Origin of the sequence: Caloramator mitchellensis (assembly GCF_001440545.1) — a bacterium.
Lineage (GTDB): Bacteria > Bacillota > Clostridia > Clostridiales > Caloramatoraceae > Caloramator > Caloramator mitchellensis.
This window is the reverse complement of the sequence record NZ_LKHP01000004.1, coordinates 203,011-222,390: the sequence shown is the minus strand read 5'-3', so window position 1 is coordinate 222,390 and position 19,380 is coordinate 203,011. Positions and strand designations below refer to the sequence as shown.

The following is a 19,380-nucleotide window of genomic DNA, read 5'->3' as shown; positions in this document are numbered from 1 at the left end:
GAGGTGGATTTTATGGAAGGAATTGCCCTAGGACAATTGGTTCACTCCAGGGCAGGTAGGGATAAAAACAGATATTTTATCATAGTTGGACTTTTGGATGAAAACTATGTATTAATTGCTGACGGAGACCTAAGAAAATTTAGCAAACCCAAGAAGAAAAAGATTAAACATCTAGTTTTTCACGACAAGTTTGCTGATGATATAAGAAATGCTCTGTTGGAAAATAAAAGGATTACTGACGCAGATATTAGGAAATCGCTGCAGTCAATGGGTCTATTATAAGGAGGTGTGTCCACCTTATGTCAAAGGACGACGTTATTGAGTTACAGGGAACTGTAATTGAAGCTTTACCAAACGCGATGTTTAAGGTAGAATTAGAAAATGGGCATGTAATATTAGCACATATATCTGGTAAGCTTAGAATGAACTTTATAAAGATACTTCCAGGCGACAAGGTTACTGTTGAAGTTTCACCATATGATTTAAATCGTGGAAGAATAATTTGGAGAGGAAAGTAAGGAGGGATAGCCATGAAGGTTAGACCATCAGTAAAACCAATTTGCGAAAAGTGCAAAGTTATAAGAAGACATGGTAGAGTAATGGTGATCTGCGAAAATCCAAAGCATAAGCAAAAGCAAGGTTAATTTGAACGCGGCTGCACCGAAGGCAAAATCGGTGATAATATATAGTTTAATAAAATCACAGGAGGTGTAAAAACACAATGGCTAGAATTGCAGGTGTTGACTTGCCAAGAGAAAAAAGAGTAGAAATAGCTCTAACTTATATCTATGGTATAGGTAGACCAAGTGCTAATAAGATATTGCAAGCTACTGGTGTTAACCCAGACACTAGAGTTAAAGATTTAAGCGAAGAAGAAGTTGCTAAGTTAAGAGAATACATTGACAAGAACTTTACTGTTGAAGGTGACTTAAGAAGAGAAATAGCACTAAACATTAAGAGATTAATGGAAATAGGATGCTACAGAGGATTAAGACATAGAAGAGGATTGCCAGTTAGAGGCCAAAGAACAAAGACAAATGCAAGAACAAGAAAGGGCCCAAGAAGAACAATCGCAGGAAAGAAGAAGGCAGGAAAATAATAAAGGAGGGACGATGAATGGCGGCACAAGCTAAAGGTAAGAAAGTTAGAAAAAGAAGAGAACGTAAGCATGTTGATCGTGGCGCAGCTCACATTAAATCAACATTTAACAATACAATTGTGACTATCACAGACGTGAATGGAAACGCTATAGCTTGGTCAAGTGCTGGTGCACTTGGATTCAGAGGCTCAAGAAAGAGCACTCCTTTTGCAGCACAGATGGCAGCAGAAACTGCAGCTAAAGTTGCAACAGACCACGGTATGAAATCAGTTGAAGTTTACGTTAAAGGTCCAGGTTCAGGTAGGGAAGCTGCAATCAGAGCATTACAAGCTGCAGGACTTGAAGTTAGTCTAATAAAGGACGTAACTCCAATACCACACAATGGCTGCAGACCACCAAAGAGAAGAAGAGTCTGATTATAGGAGGTGTAACAAATGGCTAGATATACAGGACCATCCTGCAAACTTTGCAGAAGAGAAGGAGTTAAGCTATATCTTAAGGGAGATAGATGCTATTCAGATAAATGTGCTATAGTTAGAAGAGCATATGCTCCTGGACAACATGGACATAACAAGAAGAAGCTAACTAACTATGGTTTACAATTAAGAGAAAAACAAAAGGCAAAGAGAATTTATGGAGTATTAGAATCACAATTTAGAAAATACTATGAAGAAGCAGAAAGACAAAAGGGTATTGCCGGTGAAAACCTATTAAGACTTCTTGAATTAAGACTTGACAACATTATTTTCAGGTTAGGTTTTGCTGGTTCAAGAGCTGAAGCAAGACAATTAGTTAGACACGGACACTTCACAGTAAACGGCAAAAAGGTAAACATACCATCATACATTGTTAGATTAAATGATGTTATTGCTGTTAAAGAATCAAGCAAGAATTCTGAAAAGTTTAAAGCTTTACAGGAACTAGCAACTACTACTCCAAAGTGGTTAACAGTTGATAAAGAAAAGATGGAAGGTCAAGTTGTTGCTCTTCCACAAAGAGAAGATATTGATATCCCAGTTAACGAAACACTAATCGTCGAACTTTACAGCAAGTAATAATAATTAGAATCAGTTGCCCTCGGTATGAAAAGATAAAAAAGGGAGGGTTTGTTAATGTTTGATATTGAAAAACCAAAGGTTGAATGTGTTGAACGTGATGATGCAAATAATTATGCTAAATTTGTTATAGAACCTCTTGAAAGAGGTTATGGAACAACACTTGGCAATGCGATGAGAAGGGTTCTTCTTTCATCGTTGCCAGGTGCAGCTGTGACAACAGTTAAGATAGACGGAGTTTTACATGAATTCTCAACTGTTCCAAATGTTAAAGAGGATGTCGTTGAAATTATATTAAATATTAAAGGCCTTGCGATAAAGGCTGAAGGCGACTTCCCAAAGACAGCAGTAATTGACGTTACTGGACCTGCAGTAGTAACTGGCGGCGATATCAGATGCGATGGGTCAGTTGAAATTGTTAACAAAGACCATCATATTGCCACAGTAAGTGCAGGTGGGAGATTGTATATTGAAATGACAATAGATCAGGGCAGAGGATATGTTTCTTCAGAAAGAAATAAGGAATTGAGCCATACTATTGGTGTTATCCCTATAGATTCAATATACACCCCTATTAAAAGAGTTAATTATGTAGTTGAAAACACTCGTGTAGGACAAAGAACTGATTATGATAAATTAACTCTTGAAATTTGGACTAATGGAACAGTTTCGCCAGATGATGCAATTAGTTTATCAGCAAAGTTGTTAATAGAACATTTTAGAATATTCTTATCTTTAACAGATCACGTGGACAGAGTTGAGGTTCTCGTAGATAAGGAAGACGAAAAGAAGGATAAGGCTCTTGATATGACTATTGAGGAGCTAGATTTATCACAAAGAGCATTCAATTGTCTAAAACGTGCAGGCATCAATACTGTTGGAGATTTGGTTGAAAAATCTGAAGAAGATTTAATGAGGGTTAGAAATTTAGGTAAGAAATCTCTCGAGGAAGTTATACAAAAATTGGAGTCACTAGGATTTAGCTTAAAGAAGTCAGAAGAATAGGAGGGATGCAAAGTGGCAAAGAATATGGGCTACCGTAAGCTTGGCCGTCCTACAGATCAAAGAATAGCTATGTTGAGAAATCTTGTAACAAGCTTTTTCAAATCAGAGGATGGAAGAATACTAACTACTGAAGCTAGAGCTAAGGAAGTTAGAAGCATTGCTGAAAAGATGATAACTCTTGCTAAAAGAGGAGATTTACATGCAAGAAGACAAGTTCTTTCTTATATAACAGAAGAAGAAGTTGTAGCAAAGTTATTTAGCGATATAGCAAAAAAATATGAAAATAGAAACGGCGGCTATACAAGAATAATGAAACTTGGACCAAGAAGAGGGGACGCCGCAGAAATGGTTATATTAGAATTAGTGTAAGCAGTAAGGGATTAAGTTAAGTATATCTATACTTAATCCCTTTTTGTTAATTAAATTTTATAGAAGGTGTTTGCCTTATGGAAATGATAAAAGCTATAGACGTAAATTTTAATTATAAAAAGGAATTTGACGATGAAGATAAAACCACTGCATTGAATGGAATCAATTTGACCATTAAACCTGGTGAGTTTGTTGTTATTATTGGTCATAATGGTTCAGGAAAATCAACTCTTGCAAAGCACTTCAATGCAATATTAGTTCCTTCAAGTGGAGATGTAATCGTAAAAAATATGAATACAAAAGATGCATCTTTGATTTGGGATATAAGAAAATCCGTTGGCATGGTCTTTCAAAATCCTGACAATCAAATTGTTGCAACTATAGTTGAAGAAGATGTTGCATTTGGACCAGAGAATTTAGGAGTAGAGCCAGCGGAAATTCGCAAAAGAGTAGATGAAGTACTAGAAACAGTTGAAATGCTAGAATATGCGAAACATGGACCTCATCTGCTTTCAGGAGGTCAAAAACAAAGAGTCGCAATTGCGGGAGTCCTGGCTATGAAACCAAGCTGTATTGTTCTTGATGAACCAACTGCAATGCTCGACCCATCAGGTAGACGTGAAGTTATTAACACTATAAAGAAATTGAATAAAGAGGAAAAAATAACCATTATATTAATAACTCATTTTATGGAAGAGGCTGTTGATGCCGATAGAGTAGTTATAGTTTCCGATGGGAAAATTGTTATGGATGATAGCCCAAGAGAAGTTTTCAAAAAGGTAAAGGAATTAAAAAGCTTAGGCCTTGACGTGCCACAAGTGACTCAACTCGCATTTGAATTAAAAAATGAAGGAATAGATATAAAGGATAATATCTTGACTATTGAAGAGATGGTGGATGCATTATGCCGGTTAAAATAGAAAATTTATCGTATGTGTATATGCCAAATACGCCTTTTCAAAAAAAGGCGTTAGAAAATATATCGATTAACATAGCTGATGGAGAGTTCATTGGTTTGATTGGTCATACAGGTTCAGGAAAATCTACTTTAATACAGCAAATAAATGGACTGTTAAAACCGACTGAAGGTAAAGTTTACATTGATGAAATCTGCCTGACAGACAAAAATGTTGAATTAAAAAAAATTAGGCACAAAGTAGGCATTGTATTTCAATATCCAGAACACCAATTATTTGAAGAAACGATATATAAAGACATTGCTTTTGGACCGACAAATTTAGGACTTAATCCTGAACAAGTAGAAGATAGAGTAAAAAGAGCAATGAAGTTTGTTGGAATAGATTATGAAAGATATAAAGACAAGTCTCCATTTGAAATGAGTGGTGGACAAAAAAGAAGAGTGGCAATTGCAGGTGTATTAGCAATGGAGCCTAGGGTCTTAATTCTTGATGAGCCAACAGCAGGACTTGACCCAAGGGGACGAAATGAAATACTAAATCAAATAAAGAATATGCATAAAGAATACAAAATGACTATTATAATGGTTTCTCATAGCATGGAAGAGGTGGCACAATTGGCAGATAGGCTAATTGTATTAGATAAAGGAAGAGTAGTTTTAGAGGGAGCCCCCAGAGAAGTATTTAGCAAGATTGATGTTTTGGAAAAAATAGGCCTTGCTGCTCCGCAAGTAACTTACCTTGCTAGAAATTTAAGGAGCAAAGGATTTGATATAAAAGAGGATATCATGACAATTGAAGAGGCAAAACACGAAATACTTAGAGTCTTAAGGAGAAGAACATTATGATAAAGGATATTACTATTGGACAATATCTTCCAGGGGACTCGTTTATCCATAAGTTAGACCCAAGAGTTAAGATAATGTTATCTTTTCTTTATCTCATAACAGTTTTTGTGGTTAATAACTATGCGGGGTATGGAATTGTAATTGTATTTACATTATTTATGATTGCAATTGCACATGTTCCATTCAAATATTTATTTAACGGCATAAAGGGTATCATATGGTTAATAATTTTTACCGCTGTATTAAATGCGACCTTGACTCCTGGGAATGTATTATTTAGGTTGTTTGATGTTATACCTTTTACCGACAAAGGAATTAATCTGGCAATTTTTATGTCGTTAAGGTTAATTCTTTTGATTATAGGGACTTCATTACTAACATTAACAACATCACCAATAGCTCTTACCGATGGCATTGAAAGAATATTAAATCCTTTTAAAAGAATAGGACTTCCTGCACACGAACTTGCAATGATGATGACTATTGCATTAAGATTTATACCTACATTATTAGACGAAACTGACAAAATAATGAAGGCACAGATGGCAAGAGGTGCAGATTTTGACTCTGGCAGCATTGTAAAAAAAGCAAAGGGGTTAATCCCAGTTTTAGTGCCGTTATTCATTAGTGCATTTAGGAGAGCTGATGAGTTAGCATTAGCTATGGAAGCTAGATGCTACAAAGGAGGAGAAGGAAGAACACGTTTAAAGCAGCTTAGAGTTAGCTATAGGGATTATATTGCTATAACACTGTTTTTAGTTTTTTCAATAATATGTATTATAAGCAGGCGATAAGTATGAGAAACATAAAACTTATTATTGAATATGACGGAACCAATTATTGTGGATGGCAAAAACAAAAAAATGGTATATCCATTGAGGAAATGATAGAAAAATCAATTGAGAAAATTTTAAAGGAAAAGGTTGAGCTAATAGGTTCAAGCAGAACCGATGCAAAGGTTCATGCTAAGGGACAAGTAGCTAACTTTTTTACAAACACTCGTGTCCCTGCAGAAAAGATATGCAATGCTCTTAATTCAGTTTTACCAGAAGATATTAAGATAATTCATTCTGAAGAAGTTTCAAAGGAATTTCATTCAAGATATGACAGCAAAGGTAAAAAATATAGCTATCTAATTGTGAACAGGGAAGTTCCGTTGGCTTTGTATAGAAATTATGCAGCGCATGTAAAATATGATTTAAATTTAGGCAATATGCAGGAAGCCTGTAAATATTTTTTAGGAGAACATGATTTTAGTGCCTTTAGAAGCACAGGAAGCTCGGTTAAAACAAGTGTAAGAAACATTATGTTACTAGAATTGATTAAGAGAGATGAATTTATAACTGTCAACATTGAAGCAAATGGGTTTCTTTACAATATGGTAAGAATAATTGTAGGGACATTAATAGATGTTGGCAGAGGTAAAATTAAACCCAATGAAATAAAGGATATAATACAGTCAAAGGATAGAAAAAGAGCAGGTGCAACTGCACCACCACAAGGACTTTATCTTGAAAAAGTTTATTATTGATGTTGACACACCAGGATAGTTGTATTAAAATAAAATAGTGTGATTATGTGTAAAAAGGACCACTAGCCCCGGATCCTTTACGATAGAAACTAGGATTTTGTTAGGGAGGGAAAACGATGAAAACTTACATGGCAAAGAAGGAAGAAGTTCAAAGAAAATGGTATGTAGTAGACGCTACTGATAAGACATTAGGAAGACTTGCTAGCCAAATAGCGACTATATTAAGAGGAAAGCATAAAGCGATTTACACTCCAAACGTTGACACTGGTGACTTTGTTATCGTTATCAATGCAGAAAAGGTTGCATTAACTGGAAAGAAGCTTGACCAAAAGTTATATAGACATCATTCTTTATATCCAGGCGGAATGAAGGAAGTATCATATAGAAAACTATTAGATACTAAACCAGAACTTGCAATCGAAGAAGCTGTTAGAAGAATGCTTCCAAAGGGACCACTTGGAAGACAAATGTTCAAAAAACTTAAGGTTTACAGAGGCTCAGCTCACAATCATGAAGCTCAAAAGCCAGAAGTTCTTGAACTTAAGTATTAATGAGGCCTGAAGGGAGGATACGATGATGGAAAGAGTTCAATACTACGGAACAGGAAGAAGAAAGACATCTGTAGCTAGAGTAAGATTAGTTCCAGGTGAAGGAAATATCATAATAAATAAAAGAAATATTGAAGATTACTTTGGACTAGAAACTTTAAAGGTTATAGTTAGACAGCCACTTGCACTTACAGGGACTTTAAATAAATATGATGTTCTTGTAAACGTTCATGGTGGTGGATTCACAGGCCAAGCTGGTGCAATTAGACATGGTATAGCAAGAGCATTGGTTAATGCAGATGCAGACCTTAAGCCAGTATTAAAGAAGGCAGGATTCTTAACAAGAGACCCAAGAATGGTAGAAAGAAAGAAATATGGTCTAAAGAAGGCAAGAAGAGCTCCACAATTCTCAAAGAGATAATTTAAACCCTCCGTTCAGGAGGGTTTTTATTGTATATTTTTTATTTTGACCCAAAGTAATCAAGGATGCCACAATAAATTGCCCATGCTATTTTATTCTGATAATCCTCTTGATTTAATAGGGCTTCTTCATCAGGATTTGATAAAAAGCCGCACTCAACGATTACTGAAGGAATTCCATTATTCTTAAGAATATAGTAAGTATCAGATGATTTAGCAACACGATTATTACCTCTGTTTAGAATATTAATTAACTCCTGTTGGATATATTTTGCTAATTCTTCGCTTTTGGAATCTCCAGTTAGATAAAATGTTTGGGCACCATAATACCTAGATTGTGGAAAATAATTTAGATGAATGCTTATAAACAAATCAGCCTGATTCTCTTTAATTATCTGTTTTCTATTTTTTAAATCTTCTGCTTTTTTCCCCCGCCGTGTTTCGTAGGAATAAAGCCCTTCATCAACTTCACGTATCATAATACATGTGTCACCATGGCTTTCAATATATCCTTTTAATTTCTGCGCTATAGCAAGATTTATATTTTTTTCAACTGTTCCATTATTGCCGATTGCACCACCATCAATTCCACCGTGACCTGCATCAACTATAATTGTAATATTATTTTTAACGCCAAAAGTTGTAGTATCTATATACAATCTGCTTGCGAATACTATGATATAAGCAAAAAAGACAAATATTATAGGGATTAATATTCTTTTCATAGCATCACCCTAAAATAAAAATACATTAATATACTATGCAGAAATAATTTGTATTATTCAAAAAGGCTGCCGTTTGGCAGCCTAAACTATATCTCATTATCTTTTTTTTCGATACAATGAGGGCACTCATAGTAGAAGGGATGGTCCATTAACAAAGAAGCCTCATTTAAAGAACTATACATATCGATATCATCCTCATGAATAGAATTAATTTTACATTCATCTTTTTCATTTAATAAATCGTGCAGAGTCTTATTAGGAATATCATATAAATATCTTTTTCCAAAGTAAGGGTAATTGTATCTTCTCATATTCCACCTCATCTTTTTTCTGTAATTATAACACAAATTTTTAACGATGTGCAATAATAATAAAGAATAGAAATAATCAAAAAAATGTGATTTAAATCAAAAAAACTATTGTCTAAATTTTATAATTATTTATAATATACTTATGCTTTAAATTATGAGTTGGGGATGGTTAAATGAAAATAATAAACAATAGATTCAGAATTATAAAGAAGAACTACCAAAATCAGATAATTACATCATATAGAGTTGCCGACCTTAAGAGTTCCCATAGGACGATTAATCTTAATATTCTTAATTCAGATTCTATGGACAAAAAATTAATAAATTATTGTATCGAAGAATTTATTATGTTGTCCAACATAAAAAATGATAATATTATTAAGCTACATAATTTTTACGTTATTGAAAGCATAGATAACGGTCAAATTAAAGATAAGACTTATTTTTTTACATCTGATAGAGTGGAAAACCAAGTTTCTTTCAACATGATAGAAAAGTTAAGTTTACAGTCAAAAATAGAATTATTCATAAAGTTATGTAGAACAATAAATTATTTGCACTTGATTGGTTACAATTATTTATATTTAAATTTATTAAATATTAATCTAATAAATAGAGAAGGAGATTTAGATATAGTTATTAACGATATACTAACATCAAAAATAAATGATAAATTATATAGTTCCAAAAAAGGTAATTTATTATTTAAAGCACCTGAAGTAATAAAATCAGACGAAGTGACAAATCAATCAGACATATATTCACTTGGAGTAATGTTAATTGCTTTCTTGCTTGGAAGATTAAAATTTACAAATATTGAGGAAGGCATTCAATTTCTTTATGGGTTAAATAAACAAATTCCAAGTGGTTTAATAAATATAATTAAGACAATGACGAGAGAAAATCCAGACGATAGATTTGAAAATATAAACGCTGTTATTAAGGAATTAAATTGTGTATTTAACTCAAATTTCAACGCAATAGATTTAGAAAACTTAGGAAAACTGAACGACAAGATAAAAATATGTGATAGAAAAAGTGAGATTGAAAAGATTTTAGATGGATATAAGCGGGGTGCAAAGTGTGCGATTGTTTCTGGGGAAACTGGTATAGGGAAATCGAGACTTCTTAAAGAATTAGAATTTAAATTTAAGATAAATAATATTGAAAGTTTTAGTTTTTTTGGAAATTATGAAACTCAAAGTAAAAAAGTTGTTTCAGATATTATTAAACAAATGTTTATAAACACTAACGAAGATTTAATCAGACAGTTTGAAAACGACTTTGTATCAATATTGCCGGAATTAAAGTCAAACAACATTAATGAATTTACATATGATGAGAAGACAAAAATAAGGTTGCTTAACTCATTTTATAGATTTATAAAACAAAGGTTTGGAAGCAAAAAAATAGTATTAATTATAGACGATTTAAACGAAATAGACAGTTTTACTATGGATTTAGCTTTAGATTTAGTTAACTCAGATTTAAATGAACAAATATTTTTCGTTATATCATATAAAGAAGAAAAGTCAACAGATAAAAAATTTAAAGACTTATTATATACAATAAAACAAAAAGATAGAACTATATCAATAAACCTTGAAGGCTTATCAGAAGACGCAACAGCAGAAATGATTAAATGTAAGCTGTTTATGTCATACACCCCAAAGTTATTTGCAAATAAAATATATTCAATAACTATGGGCAATCCTTTATTTATTGAGGAATTATTAAAGGACTTATATATAAGAAAAATACTTTATGTTAACCCAATATCAGGAATTTGGAGCAGCCAATATGATGATAATTATGATAATATGATTTTACCAACTACAGTTGAACAAGCAATTTTAAGCCAAATAAGAGGCTTAGATGAAATGCAGATGAATATATTAGAGATTATAGCAATGTTTGAAACTTCTGCTTCATTAGAAATTCTTAAAAACACTATAAACTTAGATGCTGATACTTTAACTAGGGTTCTTTTACAACTTGAATCTACAGGAGTTATCGTATTTAAAATTAGCGATGAAGGTTATGTATACGATTTTAGAAATAAATTATTAAAAAAAATAATATATTCCAAAATTGATGAAAATAAAAAGAAATTTCTTCATAAAAAAGTTGCTGAAATTATTGAAAAGTATGCTGATGATTTTATATCCTTTGCATTAAACGATGAGTTGATATATCATCTAGAGAAATATGGAGATAAAGAAAAAGCTGCAAAATTCTGTATTAAAAATGCTGAACTAATGAAACAATTTAAGAACATGAATGATGCTATAAATTATTTTGAGAAAGCGATAAGCCTATTTGATGAAAAAATAGAGGATGAAGTAAAGTTAAATACATTTTTTGAAACGGCGTTACTATACTACCAGACAGGTAACATACAAAAAGCATTGCATTATTACAAACTTGTTTTGAATATATCACTATTTTTGGAGAATTATAAAGATGCTATAGATGCATTGAACTTTATTGTAGAAATAAGTCTTAATAAAAATGAACTTGAATCAGCCCAAATAAATTTAAGAAAAATTGAAGAAATTATAAATGAAAAGGAGAAGGATTATTTAAAAGGATATTTAGAATATAGATATAATTTGGCCATTTATTATAGAGAACTAAACGATTTTTCAAAAGTTGACGAAATAGCTAGAGAGTCATTAAAGCTTATTAACGATGAAGATTACAGGTCAAGGGGGAAGTTTATCAAACTTCTTGGAGACATTTGTTTGTTCAAATCGATGCCAGACGAAGCTTTAAAGTATTATGAAAAATCATTAAGCTGCTTTGACAAAGCAAGAAATAAAGTTGGTATGATGACAGTTCTAAACAATATAAGCATAATTTATTCAGATTATTATCAGGATTATGAGGTTTCTTTGAAATATTTAAAAGACATGCTAATTATAAGCAGTGCAGAAAATTCATTGACGATAAAAGCTTTAAGTTTATTAAATATAGCATCGATTTACTATTTGCGATTTGATTATGAAAAATCTTTAAAATATTTTTTAGAGGCATTAGCAATATCAGAAAGCCTTGAATTTGAAGTTTATGTTTTCTATATTTACTGCTATTTAATAGGAGTTTATTTAAGGTTAGGTCAGGTTAAAAGCTCCTATGATTATTATTTAAAAACTAAGGAAGAAATTGAAAAATACCCTAATCAGGGTAAATACGAAAGTCTATACTATTATTTTTCAGGAGAATTATTTTATTATTTAGGGGATTTTGAAAGAGCAAAATCAAATTTAGAAAGGGTTGTAGAAATTTACAACCAAGATTATATTAAAACGAAATGGGATGCAGAAATACTGATTGAAATAATAAATATAAAAATGTTTAGAGAAGAAAAAATATTAAAATCAGCTATAACAAAGATTTTAGATATTTCCGCTAATTATCAAAACAAATTTGAAAAATTGAATATTTACTATAATTTACTAATAAACTGTCATAAAATTGCTGACGAGAACACTAAAAATTTAATCCTCAATCTGATAAATAATAATGACTTAAATGATGTTCCTAAAATTATCAGAATAAAATTAGATTATTTAAAACATGTTTTAAAAGTAAACAAAGGGCAGCTAAAACAAATTGAATTGTTATTAAAAGAAAGTAAAGAAAACAGATTAAAGCAGCTTTATTGGAGACTAAGCGTTCTGTTAGGCGATACCTATTATGATGAAGGCAATATATTTATGGCACTCAATCATTATGCAAATGCAATCCAACAAATAAGCAGCATAGTATCTGAAATTCCTATCGAGTATAAACGAAGTTTTGTAATTGCAAAAAATGCGCTAAAACCTCTGTGTAAGATATACGAAATAAAAGGAGATTATATAGCTTTAAAAGAAACATGTATTGAGCAGTTATCTGATAAGACGATTGATGAAATGCTCTCATATAAGCATGTAAAGAATGTATTATACGATAAACATCTCATTAACAATACAAGAAGAATAATAAGGAATGAACTTAAGATTAATATTAAAAGCTTTGAAGATTTGATAGGCAAGCTTATATTAAATCCGCTTGTTGACCTGGATTTAATTTCTAAATACTTGGCCTATGTTACTTTAGCTACAAGATGCTTAATTGTTTCAGAAACAAATGAGCTTGAGATTTTAGCATCAAGCAATGAAAACAAACAACTGCCGGATGATTTAACTATTTTTAATACAGTAAAGCAAATTGAAAAACCAGTATTTTCAACAGATACTGTAACAAAAGATAATTCAATATACAGCTATGCATGCATACCGCTTGTTAAGCGTAATTTTAAAGATAGGAAGAGAATATCAACATATGATATTAAAAGAGTCTTAGGGTATATCTTTATTGAAAGCGATAAGATAATAAATTATATTAATGAAGAAAGCATTCAAGAGTGTATAAAATTCTCAAATATAGTTCTTGAATTGATTGACAAGAACAATATTATAAATTCATCTATTTTTGATAAACTAACCCGTGCTTATACAAGAAAATTTTTTGATGATGCTATTGAAGAGCATATTCAAAATGCTGAAAATAGTAATGGATATTTTTCGATTATTATGATTGATATTGATAATTTTAAAAAATTAAATGATAAGTTTGGGCATCAAACTGGAGACAAGATATTAAAACAATTAGGGAACGTTGTAAGGGAAACAATTAGGAAAAACGATTTGTTTTGTAGATACGGAGGAGAAGAATTTATAATCATTTTACCAGATACTAAAAAAAATGAGGCTTATATTTTAGCAGAAAGAATTAGAAATAAAATAGAGAATACTGTTATGCTTTTTAACAAATCAATAACTGTAAGCATGGGGGTATCAACTTTCCCTGAAGATGCTGAATGGAAGGATGAGTTAATTGAAAAGGCAGATAAAGCACTTTATGCAGCTAAGGAAAATGGAAAGAATAGAGTTGAAATTTGGAGAGAAGATTTTGAAAATAAAGGAAGAGTAACTAATAAGCTATCCGGATTGCTAACAGGAAATGAAGTTAAGGATTCAGCAAAGATTTTATATTTAATAGAATTAAGTGAGTTATCAAAAGCAAATATTGATACTCTTAACTTGATATATTATCTGCTTGGCATTTTATTAGAATCAACCGAAAGCAAATATGCTGGATACTTAAAGGTAAAAAATAACAAAATAATCGAATCTTATTGGAGGAAAGCTTTCATCGATGGTTGGATAGGATTCAATTATTATAACATGAATTTGATAAATAGAACGATAAGCGAAAAAGAAGGTAGATTCTTGATAGATTGGGAAGAATACTTTGAATATGACCAGATAAAAAATATTCCTGTATTTTATTCTGTTATGTTAGTTCCTGTAATTAAAAGGCAGGAAATACTTGGCGTTATTTATCTTGCTACTTCTTCAAACGAAAAAGAATATAAATTTGAGGATTTTAATTATGTGTCAATCTTATCAAATATTTTTTCGGCATTGATATAAGGGGGCAGCCTTTATGTTAGGCTGTTCCCTTAAAAATAAAAAATACATGGAAATTTAAGGAATATCGTGTAAAATATCAATTGATTCTAATATAGAAGGTGAGAGCATGATTGAAATTAACAATTTGTCTAAGACATATGCAAAGGGAAAGGTTAAAGCAGTAAATAATCTTAATTTGAGTGTCAAGCAGGGAGAAATATTTGGATTCTTAGGTCCAAATGGGGCAGGTAAGACGACTACAATAAAAATGATAACTGGAATATTGAGACCAGATGATGGTAGAATACGCATTAATGGAATAGATGTTGTTAAAGAGCCTATTAGAGCGAAAATGCATATCGGATTTGTTCCAGATAATCCAGAAATTTTTAATAGATTAACTGGAATGGAGTATTTAAACTTTATAGCTGATATCTATGATATTGATAACCAACAAAGATATGATAAGATAAACGAATTAGCTGAATCATTTGAAATAAAGGATGCACTTAATTCAAGCATAGGTAGTTATTCTCATGGTATGAAACAAAAACTAATAATTATAGGAGCACTTATCCACAACCCATCAGTTTGGATACTTGATGAACCATTAGTTGGATTAGACCCTAAGGCTGCATTTGTTTTGAAGGATATGATGAGAAGACATGCTAACGAAGGTAATACTGTTTTCTTTTCAACGCATATAATGGAAGTTGCAGAAAAAGTTTGCGATAGAATAGGTATAATCAAAAAAGGAGAGATAATTTTTACAGGAACCATAGATGAACTAAGGCAAGCAAGTAAAGAAGAAGAAAGTCTTGAAAATTTATTCTTGGAGTTGGTTGAAAATGAATAAGGCTATATCATTAATCAAATTGTATGTGAATTCTGTATTTGGATTGAATGCATTGGTTAGAGATATTAAATATAACAAGAAAAACGCGTTTAAAGCATTGGGATTGATATTGCTTATTATGTTCTCTTTTTCTGGTATAGTTACTATGTTTGCTGCTTTTAATATTAAAATGTTTGATTTATTAAAGCAAATTAATCAGCAAGGCTTAATTGTATTAAACACAGTTGTTATTGCAACATACTTTACTTTTTTTATAGGAATTATTACAGTTATAGGAACCTATTACTTAAACCAAGAAGGGGATATAATTTTATCGCTTCCTTTAAAACCATGGAATTTATTCTTAGCTAAATTTACAATAAGCTATATTTCTGAAGCGATTTTATCGACTGTTATAATGGCTACAGGAATAATAGTCTATGGAATAAAAAATAATGAGGGAGCATTGTTTTATTTATTCTCGATCGTTGTAACATTGCTAATTCCAATTATTCCTCTTGTCATAGGATACTTCCTAATTTCACCTATTATGAAATTTGGGAAATTACTCAAGAAAAAGGATTTAATGATGTATCTATCAGGATTTTTTGCAATATCAATTTCATTTGTTTTTCAATATTTTTCAAATTCCTTAGTTAGAGCAGATAAAAATCCTGAACTTGTCATGCAAAAGCTAACTGAACAAAATGGTTATCTGGACTTAGCTAGCCAATATTACTACCCTGCAGTTGTGGCAACAAAATCCATTGTGGATAGTAATATATTAAATAAGCTTGGTCATTTGATTTTATTTATTGCAATTGTTTGCGGAGCATTATTCTTGTTGATTATTACTTTATCAGATTTATATTATGATACTCTCATAGGAAGCACAGAATTGAAAAAGAACACCAAAAAAATAACGCAGGTTGAATTTAAAAAGAGTATAAAAAGGAGAAACATTATAATTAGTTTATTGGATAGAGAGTTAAAGCTTATGAATCGAGAACCAATATACTTCATAAATGGGCCAATGGTAATAATTTTATTACCATTGATTTTTGGAGCGTCATTTTATTTTCAGAAAGATTCTATTATAGTGGAGATTAAAAAGTGGATGGTAAATCCAAATTTTGATTTCTATACAACTATTTTATCAATAGGTGCGATTATTTTCTTAGGAGCTTCAACAAGCATTACTGCAACATGCATATCAAGGGAAGGAAGAGCATTTGAACTTATCAAATCATTGCCTATTAATCCTAAATATTATATTCAAGCAAAATTACTTCATGGAAGTATTTTTGGTTTGCTGGCTTCAGTTTTCATTATTTTAGTTAATTACATTATTTTTAAACTTAGTATATTTAATATATTTTTAATTGTAATGATTTCAAATTTAATTTTAATAGTTATTTATATATTAGAAATATTAGCAGAATTAAGATGGCCTAAACTAAATTGGGATAATCCTCAAAAGGCAATTAAACAAAACATAAATGGAATAGTAGGAATGCTTGGAACAATGGGATTGGTTGCGTTTTTAGGATTTGTTATAATATTTTTCAAAATTAAAAGCATTACAGTTTATACACTATTAACAATCATCCCTCTAATTGCAGTAATATTTCTATATAAATTTTTAATATACTATGTTGATAAAAAATTTTATGAAATTGAAATTTAAAAAATAACCCCCATGAAATATTTCATGGGGGTTAAAAAAGGTCATCCAAAATATGCAGAGTTACTAAATTGATAGTCTATAATTCTATTAGCCTCCTCCTAAGTATGGATAGAATCCTACAGTGTCGCCGTTTTTTATTGTTTCATTAAGCTCTGAGTTTTTCCCATTTATTGTGCAATTGAATACCTCATCTTCGGGAATACCGATTTTTATTAAAATATCCTTAATTGTAGTGCTATCATCAACTTCAAGCTCTATTACTGCATTGTTTTTTGTGAATTTAGATAGCATAGCGAATAGTTTAACAGTCACCTTCATATTATCACATCCTTAGAGTAATATCACTAAGTATGTTAATTTCTTTTAAATTAGTTGTCAATACTTATACCCTTGCAATTAAAAAATGAACCAAGAAGCGGTAGTGTAGCTTTAAGCTCAATTTCTACGTTGTCCTGAACATTAATTCCCTTTTGAATATATATTTGCACATCTTTATACTGATGAATGTTATACTTTTCTTCATTTAGCACTACTTTTTTTGCCTCAATCCAGAGGCTTTTTTGTGTTGGTCCACCTCATCCGCAGGAGGTTTTAATCACTTTAATTTCAAGCTTTCCACCTTTTTTAATTATATAGTTATAGGTCTTGTCATTCATTGCTGCATTCATATAAGATACCTCCTTCCTCTATATATACATTTTATCACGTCAAACAATTTTTACAATATTAGTTAATGTAAAAATGTTGCATTACAGGTGTATATACAATATAATTGAATTAGGTGTTAAAGCATTTTCATTGAAAGTTAGATAATAAATAACTTATAATTTTACCCAATAAATTGAATCTAATAAATGAGGAGGTTTAATGATGACAAAATCAAGTGAAATTACAACAGCAGGATTATTAGCAGCAATTTCATTTATGATTCCGATGTATTTTGGTGGCGCATTAATGGTCCAGGTCGGTCCATTTACTGCTACTATTATGTCGCATGTTCCAACATTTCTTGCTATGCTTATTAGCCCCCTTACAGGAGCGATGGTTGGATTTGCATCAGGGCTTGGATTTTTACTTAAGTTAGGTCCAATTGCAGGCTCAAGAGGATTTATGCATATTATAATTGGTTTTCTTGGAGCTTACATGATTAAGAAAGGAAGAAGCTATAAATTTGTATTAACAGCTTTGCTTCCGGTGCATGCACTATTAGAGGCACTTGTTGTTATTCCATTTGGTAAATTTGCACTCCCCTTTATATTTACTTCGATAGGAATAGGCACCGCTTTACATCACACAGTGGACTCAATAATTGCCTATGTTTTTGCAAGAACTTTAAATCAAAGAGCAAAACTTTTTAAAGCTATTGAAATTAGAAATTGATATCAAAAGATGACTGTTTGAAGAAAATATTTGCACAGTCATCTTAAAAATATTCAATATTAATTTATTCAATTTCTTTGAATTCTTTTATACAAGCCTTTACAAGCTCTATATCAAAACCCCATGATTTAATACCATGAACTCTGAAATCCTGTGTATATTTAGAAACTTCATTGTTTATGATTTTTTCTGCTTCAATGCCACTGCTACTTTGGGTAAGATTGAGAAAGAGTATATCTTTAAAGTTTTGAGATTTAAAATAATCAAATGAACCTTTAATATCTTTTGAAATAATTATACCACTTTCTTTATATCCATATTTTACAAGCCTTTCCTTTAGTCTTGATGAAGTCTTTGTTTCATTATCATAAATCAATATTCCCTGATATCTAACTGGTAGGTTGTTTATTTTATTTACGAAGTAATTAATGAATAAATCAGACTCATATATGGGTTTGGTTATTTTTATGTTTATTCCTTTATCCCTTAAAAAGTTTAAGTCAACATATTTGTTAATTTTGAGTTCAATTTCTTTAGAAGTGTAGTTTATTATATAAATTTCTTTGCACCCATCTTTAACAGCAGAGAATATTGAATCCCTTATATTAGGAATATATCCTTCAAATGCAATGTAGTAATAATACGGCATGTAATTTAGGAGTGCTTTTTTAAGTTCTTGAGCGATTTTAGTCAATTCTTTATTTTTCTCATTTACTTCAAAGACGCTGTATTCTTTTTTAATTTTATAGCAATATAACGGCTTTAATAAAATATTTTTATCTTTAAAAAAATAGTCTGCAAAAAAGGGTGAATACTTTTCCATTTCACCTTCACTATAAAAGATAACAGCCTTTTTAGTCTCTTGAACATTACCAAAGTTTGGATAATCAGTTTTGTTTTGATTAAATATTATAAAACTACATAACGCATAAAATACAATAAAATTTAATAAACCCAGTAGCAATATTTTATAGTTTATGGTAAAATATTTTCTAGAGAAAATAATTATTAATAATGAAATTGTTAGAAATGTAAATAATAAAGGATAATAGCTTGGTGGTGCTACTAAAATTAATGGAGTAAGTATGCCTAATAGAATTGAAAAAAGCAATATATGCAAAGTTATACCCTCCCAAAATTAAACTTTAGTAAATTATATGTTTCAAAAAATGGAAAAATTATATTATA

At 30.9% G+C, this 19,380-nt stretch carries 23 protein-coding genes; 18 read left to right on the top strand and 5 right to left on the bottom strand.

The window, feature by feature from the left end; translation table 11 throughout:
* Positions 1 to 12: 12 nt before the first annotated feature.
* The 14 genes from ABG79_RS05295 (at position 13) to rpsI (ending at position 7,793) form a co-directional block, all read left to right on the top strand.
* A complete protein-coding gene (locus ABG79_RS05295) occupies positions 13 to 282 on the top strand; it encodes a KOW domain-containing RNA-binding protein (protein WP_057977875.1) in 270 nt (89 codons plus the stop codon).
* Between the two features lie 17 nt (positions 283 to 299).
* A complete protein-coding gene (infA, locus tag ABG79_RS05290; protein WP_057977873.1) occupies positions 300 to 518 on the top strand; it encodes a translation initiation factor IF-1 in 219 nt (72 codons plus the stop codon).
* Positions 519 to 530: 12 nt separating this feature from the next.
* Positions 531 to 644 carry a 50S ribosomal protein L36 gene (rpmJ, locus tag ABG79_RS05285; protein WP_048571584.1) on the top strand — a complete coding sequence of 38 codons (114 nt, stop codon included), beginning with the start codon at positions 531 to 533 and terminating at the stop codon, positions 642 to 644.
* 77 nt (positions 645 to 721) lie between these two features.
* Complete coding sequence (gene rpsM / locus ABG79_RS05280; RefSeq protein WP_057977872.1) at positions 722 to 1,099, top strand: 30S ribosomal protein S13; 378 nt, start codon at positions 722 to 724, stop codon at positions 1,097 to 1,099.
* Between the two features lie 17 nt (positions 1,100 to 1,116).
* Positions 1,117 to 1,515: a 30S ribosomal protein S11 gene (gene rpsK, locus ABG79_RS05275; RefSeq protein ID WP_057977869.1), complete on the top strand. Its 399-nt coding sequence runs from the start codon at positions 1,117 to 1,119 to the stop codon at positions 1,513 to 1,515.
* Between the two features lie 18 nt (positions 1,516 to 1,533).
* Complete coding sequence (gene rpsD, locus ABG79_RS05270) at positions 1,534 to 2,154, top strand: 30S ribosomal protein S4 (protein ID WP_057977867.1); 621 nt, start codon at positions 1,534 to 1,536, stop codon at positions 2,152 to 2,154.
* 57 nt (positions 2,155 to 2,211) lie between these two features.
* On the top strand, positions 2,212 to 3,159 hold the full coding sequence (locus ABG79_RS05265) for a DNA-directed RNA polymerase subunit alpha (RefSeq protein ID WP_057977866.1): 948 nt from the start codon (positions 2,212 to 2,214) through the stop codon (positions 3,157 to 3,159).
* A 24-nt stretch (positions 3,160 to 3,183) separates the two neighbouring features.
* Positions 3,184 to 3,528 (top strand): 50S ribosomal protein L17, encoded by a 345-nt coding sequence (gene rplQ, locus ABG79_RS05260; RefSeq protein WP_057977944.1) that lies wholly within the window; start codon positions 3,184 to 3,186, stop codon positions 3,526 to 3,528.
* Between the two features lie 77 nt (positions 3,529 to 3,605).
* On the top strand, positions 3,606 to 4,448 hold the full coding sequence (locus ABG79_RS05255) for an energy-coupling factor transporter ATPase (protein ID WP_057977864.1): 843 nt from the start codon (positions 3,606 to 3,608) through the stop codon (positions 4,446 to 4,448).
* Positions 4,433 to 5,293 (top strand): energy-coupling factor transporter ATPase, encoded by an 861-nt coding sequence (locus ABG79_RS05250; RefSeq protein WP_057977862.1) that lies wholly within the window; start codon positions 4,433 to 4,435, stop codon positions 5,291 to 5,293. Before ABG79_RS05255 ends, ABG79_RS05250 begins: the two co-directional genes overlap by 16 nt.
* A complete protein-coding gene (locus ABG79_RS05245; RefSeq protein WP_057977860.1) occupies positions 5,290 to 6,087 on the top strand; it encodes an energy-coupling factor transporter transmembrane component T family protein in 798 nt (265 codons plus the stop codon). The genes ABG79_RS05250 and ABG79_RS05245 overlap by 4 nt, the downstream gene beginning before the upstream one ends.
* Before the next feature lie 2 nt (positions 6,088 to 6,089).
* Positions 6,090 to 6,824 carry a tRNA pseudouridine(38-40) synthase TruA gene (gene truA, locus ABG79_RS05240; protein ID WP_057977858.1) on the top strand — a complete coding sequence of 245 codons (735 nt, stop codon included), beginning with the start codon at positions 6,090 to 6,092 and terminating at the stop codon, positions 6,822 to 6,824.
* A 116-nt stretch (positions 6,825 to 6,940) separates the two neighbouring features.
* Positions 6,941 to 7,375 (top strand): 50S ribosomal protein L13, encoded by a 435-nt coding sequence (rplM, locus tag ABG79_RS05235; protein WP_057977855.1) that lies wholly within the window; start codon positions 6,941 to 6,943, stop codon positions 7,373 to 7,375.
* Positions 7,376 to 7,400: 25 nt separating this feature from the next.
* Positions 7,401 to 7,793 carry a 30S ribosomal protein S9 gene (rpsI, locus tag ABG79_RS05230; RefSeq protein WP_057977942.1) on the top strand — a complete coding sequence of 131 codons (393 nt, stop codon included), beginning with the start codon at positions 7,401 to 7,403 and terminating at the stop codon, positions 7,791 to 7,793.
* A gap of 40 nt (positions 7,794 to 7,833) precedes the next feature.
* On the opposite strand, the gene cwlD is transcribed toward rpsI, so the two are convergent.
* Positions 7,834 to 8,517 (bottom strand): N-acetylmuramoyl-L-alanine amidase CwlD, encoded by a 684-nt coding sequence (cwlD, locus tag ABG79_RS05225; protein WP_057977853.1) that lies wholly within the window; start codon positions 8,515 to 8,517, stop codon positions 7,834 to 7,836.
* 86 nt (positions 8,518 to 8,603) lie between these two features.
* A complete protein-coding gene (locus ABG79_RS05220) occupies positions 8,604 to 8,828 on the bottom strand; it encodes a hypothetical protein (protein WP_057977851.1) in 225 nt (74 codons plus the stop codon).
* A gap of 173 nt (positions 8,829 to 9,001) precedes the next feature.
* Between ABG79_RS05220 and ABG79_RS05215 the strand changes: the two genes are divergently transcribed.
* The 3 genes from ABG79_RS05215 (at position 9,002) to ABG79_RS05205 (ending at position 16,812) form a co-directional block, all read left to right on the top strand.
* Complete coding sequence (locus tag ABG79_RS05215; protein ID WP_057977850.1) at positions 9,002 to 14,311, top strand: diguanylate cyclase; 5,310 nt, start codon at positions 9,002 to 9,004, stop codon at positions 14,309 to 14,311.
* Positions 14,312 to 14,417: 106 nt separating this feature from the next.
* Positions 14,418 to 15,146, top strand: a complete 729-nt coding sequence (locus tag ABG79_RS05210; protein WP_057977848.1) for an ABC transporter ATP-binding protein — start codon at positions 14,418 to 14,420, stop codon at positions 15,144 to 15,146.
* Entirely contained in the window at positions 15,139 to 16,812 is a 1,674-nt protein-coding gene (locus ABG79_RS05205; protein ID WP_057977846.1) for a putative ABC transporter permease subunit, read from the top strand. Before ABG79_RS05210 ends, ABG79_RS05205 begins: the two co-directional genes overlap by 8 nt.
* Positions 16,813 to 16,899: 87 nt before the next feature.
* On the opposite strand, the gene ABG79_RS05200 is transcribed toward ABG79_RS05205, so the two are convergent.
* Together ABG79_RS05200 and ABG79_RS12500 are read right to left on the bottom strand one after the other, a co-directional pair.
* The gene (locus ABG79_RS05200; RefSeq protein ID WP_057977845.1) at positions 16,900 to 17,130 is read right to left on the bottom strand and encodes a MoaD/ThiS family protein; all 231 of its coding nucleotides are present in this window, start codon (positions 17,128 to 17,130) and stop codon (positions 16,900 to 16,902) included.
* Positions 17,131 to 17,180: 50 nt separating this feature from the next.
* The gene (locus tag ABG79_RS12500) at positions 17,181 to 17,342 is read right to left on the bottom strand and encodes a hypothetical protein (protein WP_160318222.1); all 162 of its coding nucleotides are present in this window, start codon (positions 17,340 to 17,342) and stop codon (positions 17,181 to 17,183) included.
* 340 nt (positions 17,343 to 17,682) lie between these two features.
* Between ABG79_RS12500 and ABG79_RS05195 the strand changes: the two genes are divergently transcribed.
* Positions 17,683 to 18,192: an ECF transporter S component gene (locus ABG79_RS05195; protein WP_083490347.1), complete on the top strand. Its 510-nt coding sequence runs from the start codon at positions 17,683 to 17,685 to the stop codon at positions 18,190 to 18,192.
* A 64-nt stretch (positions 18,193 to 18,256) separates the two neighbouring features.
* Here the strand turns inward: ABG79_RS05195 and ABG79_RS05190 are convergent, their stop codons facing one another.
* The gene (locus tag ABG79_RS05190) at positions 18,257 to 19,312 is read right to left on the bottom strand and encodes a hypothetical protein (protein WP_057977843.1); all 1,056 of its coding nucleotides are present in this window, start codon (positions 19,310 to 19,312) and stop codon (positions 18,257 to 18,259) included.
* Positions 19,313 to 19,380 lie beyond the last annotated feature (68 nt).

Bases quoted from the DNA above. Each gene is read 5' to 3' on its own strand.
- ABG79_RS05295 (WP_057977875.1), top strand. From the start codon at position 13: ATGGAAGGAATTGCCCTAGGACAATTGGTTCACTCCAGGGCAGGTAGG.
- infA (WP_057977873.1), top strand. From the start codon at position 300: ATGTCAAAGGACGACGTTATTGAGTTACAGGGAACTGTAATTGAAGCT.
- rpmJ (WP_048571584.1), top strand. From the start codon at position 531: ATGAAGGTTAGACCATCAGTAAAACCAATTTGCGAAAAGTGCAAAGTT.
- rpsM (WP_057977872.1), top strand. From the start codon at position 722: ATGGCTAGAATTGCAGGTGTTGACTTGCCAAGAGAAAAAAGAGTAGAA.
- rpsK (WP_057977869.1), top strand. From the start codon at position 1,117: ATGGCGGCACAAGCTAAAGGTAAGAAAGTTAGAAAAAGAAGAGAACGT.
- rpsD (WP_057977867.1), top strand. From the start codon at position 1,534: ATGGCTAGATATACAGGACCATCCTGCAAACTTTGCAGAAGAGAAGGA.
- ABG79_RS05265 (WP_057977866.1), top strand. From the start codon at position 2,212: ATGTTTGATATTGAAAAACCAAAGGTTGAATGTGTTGAACGTGATGAT.
- rplQ (WP_057977944.1), top strand. From the start codon at position 3,184: ATGGGCTACCGTAAGCTTGGCCGTCCTACAGATCAAAGAATAGCTATG.
- ABG79_RS05255 (WP_057977864.1), top strand. From the start codon at position 3,606: ATGGAAATGATAAAAGCTATAGACGTAAATTTTAATTATAAAAAGGAA.
- ABG79_RS05250 (WP_057977862.1), top strand. From the start codon at position 4,433: ATGCCGGTTAAAATAGAAAATTTATCGTATGTGTATATGCCAAATACG.
- ABG79_RS05245 (WP_057977860.1), top strand. From the start codon at position 5,290: ATGATAAAGGATATTACTATTGGACAATATCTTCCAGGGGACTCGTTT.
- truA (WP_057977858.1), top strand. From the start codon at position 6,090: ATGAGAAACATAAAACTTATTATTGAATATGACGGAACCAATTATTGT.
- rplM (WP_057977855.1), top strand. From the start codon at position 6,941: ATGAAAACTTACATGGCAAAGAAGGAAGAAGTTCAAAGAAAATGGTAT.
- rpsI (WP_057977942.1), top strand. From the start codon at position 7,401: ATGGAAAGAGTTCAATACTACGGAACAGGAAGAAGAAAGACATCTGTA.
- cwlD (WP_057977853.1), bottom strand. From the start codon at position 8,517: ATGAAAAGAATATTAATCCCTATAATATTTGTCTTTTTTGCTTATATC.
- ABG79_RS05220 (WP_057977851.1), bottom strand. From the start codon at position 8,828: ATGAGAAGATACAATTACCCTTACTTTGGAAAAAGATATTTATATGAT.
- ABG79_RS05215 (WP_057977850.1), top strand. From the start codon at position 9,002: ATGAAAATAATAAACAATAGATTCAGAATTATAAAGAAGAACTACCAA.
- ABG79_RS05210 (WP_057977848.1), top strand. From the start codon at position 14,418: ATGATTGAAATTAACAATTTGTCTAAGACATATGCAAAGGGAAAGGTT.
- ABG79_RS05205 (WP_057977846.1), top strand. From the start codon at position 15,139: ATGAATAAGGCTATATCATTAATCAAATTGTATGTGAATTCTGTATTT.
- ABG79_RS05200 (WP_057977845.1), bottom strand. From the start codon at position 17,130: ATGAAGGTGACTGTTAAACTATTCGCTATGCTATCTAAATTCACAAAA.
- ABG79_RS05195 (WP_083490347.1), top strand. From the start codon at position 17,683: ATGACAAAATCAAGTGAAATTACAACAGCAGGATTATTAGCAGCAATT.